This is a genomic window from Roseisolibacter sp. H3M3-2 (genome assembly GCF_029211165.1).
GTDB lineage: Bacteria > Gemmatimonadota > Gemmatimonadetes > Gemmatimonadales > Gemmatimonadaceae > Roseisolibacter.
This window is the reverse complement of record NZ_JARGEK010000431.1, coordinates 1-3,695: the sequence shown is the minus strand read 5'-3', so window position 1 is coordinate 3,695 and position 3,695 is coordinate 1. Positions and strand designations below refer to the sequence as shown.

Sequence of the window (3,695 nt, the reverse complement as noted above, 5' to 3'; positions counted from 1 at the left end):
CGCTCGACACCACCGCCGCCCCGCTCCCCCCGTCGAACCGCCACACCCCCAGCGCGACCGACCCCGGCCCCGCGGGGGGCACCTCGGTCGAGCCGGCGACCGGCGTGGTGTCCGGCGGGGCGGTCGGGGCGGCGGGAGCGGGCGCGGTGGGCGTCGCCGGCGGCGTGACCGCGGTGTCGGGCGGCGCGGCCCCCGCGACGACGTGGAACTGCACCGGGAACGAGCTGCGCGTCCCGACCGCGACCACCGCCTGGAACGAGCCGGTGGCCGACGCCCGCACGCGCCCGGTGACCGAGTCGAGCCGCACGAGGCTGTCGCTCGTGGCGTACACGAGCCGGAAGCGCGGGCCCACGCCGACCAGCACGCGGCCGGTCGAGTCGCGCGCCAGCACCCCGAGGATCGCCGTCGCCCCCGCCGTCATCGTGGGCGGCTCGCCGTGCATCCCCGAGTCGACGACCAACTCCACCCGCGCCACGCGCGCCTGCAGCACCGCGACCGAGTCGGACGACAGGGCGCCGGTCCCGACGAGCGAGTCGCGCCCCGCGCCCTGCGGCGTGACGGCCGGCGCGCCGGGCGCGGGCGCGTCGTCGAGCGGGGTGAGCGGCGAGGAGCGGTCGCCACAACCGATCGCGGCGAGGACGAGCGCCGCGGCGAGGCGTCGAGCGGCGGGATGCTGCGTGACCATCGACGGCGCGGCGGGCGTTGCGGGCGGACGTGCGGCGGGGGCGCCGGGGACGTGCGCGTACGGCATCGGGGAGCAGGGGCCTGGCGGCCGCGGCTGCATCGATGCGGGCGCCCCCGGCGGGGGGCGTGGTCGCGAGAATATACGATCGCGCGTGGGCGTCCGTACCGCCGCCCCCCGCGGTTCGACGACGGCCGGTGAGTTCCGTCACCGGCCGCGCCCGCCGTCGGACGCGTTAGTGTTGTGGGCGGCAGCCGTCGTCGCCCACCCAACCCGCCACCCAGCGCATGCCCAGACTGCTCGGAGCGGCCGTACGCCGCGCCGGCGTGACGTTCGGCCTCGATCACGCGCTGCGCCGGCGCCGCCGCCACGAGCTGCTGGCCGTCTGCTACCACGGCATCCGGCGCGACGACGCGCCCGACCGCCACTGGCTGCTGCTCCCCGAGTCGGCGTTCGAGCGGCAGATCGCGTACCTCGCCGCGCACTACGACTGCCTGCCGGTCGACGAGGCGGTGGACCGCCTGCGCGCGGGAACGCTGACGCGCCCGACGGCGTGCGTGACGTTCGACGACGGCTACGCGAACAACCTGCACCTCGGGCTGCCGATCCTGCGGCGCCACGGCGTGCCGGCGACGATCTACCTCGCCACCGCGCTCGTGGGCACCGACCTCCCGATCTGGACGGTCGCCGTCGAGGACCTGTTCACGCGCACGACGCGCACGCACGTCGACCTGGCGCCGTTCGGGGGCGCGCGCGTCGCGCTCGGCGACCGCGGCGAACGGGTGGCGCACGCGCGCGCGGTGGTCGAGCGGCTGAAGGCGGTGCCGGCGACGGAACGCCGCGCGCGCGTCGCCGCGCTGGCGGCCGAGCTGGCGCCGGCCGGCGACGGTCGGGCGGACCCGCCGTTCGCGCTGCTCGACTGGGACCAGGTCGCCGAGCTCGCGGCGTCGGGGCTGGTGACGTTCGGCGGGCACACGGCGACGCACGAGATCGTCGGCCGCCTCGACGACGCGGCGCTCGACGCCGAGGTGGGCGAGTCGGTCCGCGCGGTCGCGCGCGCGGTGCCGCACGCCAGCTCGCGCACCTTCGCGTATCCCAACGGCCGCGCGGTGGACTTCGACGCGCGCGCCGAGGCGGTGCTGGCGCGGCACGGCTGCACGGCCGCGTTCAGCACGATCGACGGGCTGTGCGACCAGGACACGCCGCCCTTCGCGCTGCGGCGTCTGGTGGTCGGCGGCGCCGACGTCGACCCGCGCTGGTTCGCGATGCGCGCGGTCGGCGTCTGACGGCGCGCCCCCGACGCGCGCAGCGCGCTCAGCGCGCGCGGACGCGCCGGCGCAGCTCGCGGACGGTGCGGAAGTCGGGGAAGCGGTAGGTCTCGTGCGGCCCGGGCGGCTGGGGGCGCTCGACCGCGCGCCCGGCGGCCACCGACGCCACCACCTCGCGCAGCAGCGAGATGCCGAGGGGGCGCAGCCGGCGCTCCAGCAGCGCGCGCAGGTACGCCATCGGCTCCTCGCGCGGCGCGGGCTCCAGCGGGAGGATGCTCTGCGCGAGGATCGGCCCGCCGTCCAGCTCCTGCGTCACGCGGTGGATCGTGACGCCCACCTGGCGCTCCCCGTTGTACAGCTCCCAGAAGCCGGGCGGCGCCCCGCGGTACTCGGGCAGCTTGCCGCAGTGCAGGTTCACGCTGCCGAACGTCGGGATCGCGAACGTCGCCGGCTTCAGGACGTTGGTGCCGTCGACCACGCCGAGGTGCGGCCGCATCGCGCGCAGCGCGTCGAGGCCGGCGGCGCTCACGAAGCTGTCGATCTCGACGACCGGGACGGCGCCGGGCCCGTCGGGCGCGCCGTCGTCGGCCCCGCGCGCGAGCAGCCCCGCGAGGCGGCGGAACGGCAGCCGCGCGAGCCCCGCCGGCCCGTGCCGGCGGTAGAAGACCTTGAGCCGCCGCACGAAGGTGCGCGGCCGCGGCAGCGGGGCGCGCAGCACGCCCACGACCTCCACCCCCTCGAGCCCGACCAGCGCCGCGGCGCTCTCCCGGCCGTGCGGGCCGCAGGTGAGGACGACGACGCGCAGCGGCTCGTCGAGCGGCGCGGTCGGCAGCGGCGGGAGTGCGGACACCGGGCTCGGGGCGTGGGACGGGGCGGGGCGCGTCACGCGTCGCGCAGCAGCCGGCGGCGCAGCCGCAGCCACTGCTCGCCGCCGAGCCGCTTCAGCACCTTCTTGGCGTTCCAGTACGCGGCCTGCCGCACCTGCGGCAGCCGCGCGTCGGCGGCGAACGCGCGCGCCTTCGCCGGCGGGTCGCCGCGCATGATCGAGAAGCGGCCGGCGAGCGCGCGGTCGCCGCGCCGCCGCACCGTCGCCGTGGGCTCGGAGGTGAAGAGCAGGCGGACGCCGGCGTCGAACGCGTGCGCGGCGACGCGGTCCGACAGGAACCCGCCGGGCACCGACGCGACGCGCACCGGCTGCGCGAGCACCTCCTCGAGCCGCGCGACGCTGTCGCGCCACTCGGCGGCGAGCCGCGCGTCGGGGAGCGCGGAGATGCGCGCCGGGTGCGAGCACGAGTGGCTGCCGATGACGTGGCCGCGCGCGTGCAGCTCGCGCAGCTGCGCCGCGTCCATGAAGCCGGCGGTGCCGATCCAGTCGGTCGTCACGAGGAAGCAGCCGCGCCACCCCGCCGCCTCCAGCACCGGCGCCGCGTGGTGGTAGCCGCCCACGCCGCCGTCGTCGAAGGTGAACACGACCGCCGGCGGCCCCTCGCCGGCCGCCACCGCCTCGAGCGGGACGGCGGGCGGCGACGCGACCGCCGCGACGGCGGCGACGTGCGCCGCGAAGGCGTCGCGCGGCAGCTTGTACACGTCGGCGTCGCCCCCCTGCGGCCCGCTCCCCGCGAAGCCCTCGGCGCCCACGACGTCGTGGTACAGCAGCGACAGGAGCCGCATCAGGCCCCGGCGCGCGCGCCCGCCTCCTCGACCGGCTGCGGGCGGCCGACGGGCGCCGCCGAGCTGGCGGCGCG

4 protein-coding genes are annotated in these 3,695 nt (G+C 78.3%); 1 reads left to right on the top strand and 3 read right to left on the bottom strand.

Annotated elements, in window-relative coordinates; translation table 11 throughout:
- Nucleotides 1-685 (bottom strand): hypothetical protein (locus PYV61_RS22460; RefSeq protein WP_275835882.1); only part of this gene is annotated, 685 nt, incomplete at its 3' end.
- 284 nt (nucleotides 686-969) lie between these two features.
- On the opposite strand from PYV61_RS22460, the gene PYV61_RS22455 reads away from it, so the two are divergent.
- Nucleotides 970-1,968, top strand: a complete 999-nt coding sequence (locus PYV61_RS22455; protein WP_275835879.1) for a polysaccharide deacetylase family protein — start codon at nucleotides 970-972, stop codon at nucleotides 1,966-1,968.
- Between the two features lie 28 nt (nucleotides 1,969-1,996).
- Here the strand turns inward: PYV61_RS22455 and PYV61_RS22450 are convergent, their stop codons facing one another.
- Both PYV61_RS22450 and PYV61_RS22445 read right to left on the bottom strand, forming a co-directional pair.
- Nucleotides 1,997-2,800: a formyltransferase family protein gene (locus PYV61_RS22450; protein WP_275835877.1), complete on the bottom strand. Its 804-nt coding sequence runs from the start codon at nucleotides 2,798-2,800 to the stop codon at nucleotides 1,997-1,999.
- A gap of 32 nt (nucleotides 2,801-2,832) precedes the next feature.
- On the bottom strand, nucleotides 2,833-3,695 hold an 863-nt coding region (locus PYV61_RS22445; RefSeq protein WP_275835876.1), incomplete at its 5' end, for a polysaccharide deacetylase family protein.

What these genes read in the sequence shown, in the direction of transcription:
- PYV61_RS22455 (WP_275835879.1), top strand. Translation starts at nt 970, where the DNA reads ATGCCCAGACTGCTCGGAGCGGCCGTACGCCGCGCCGGCGTGACGTTC.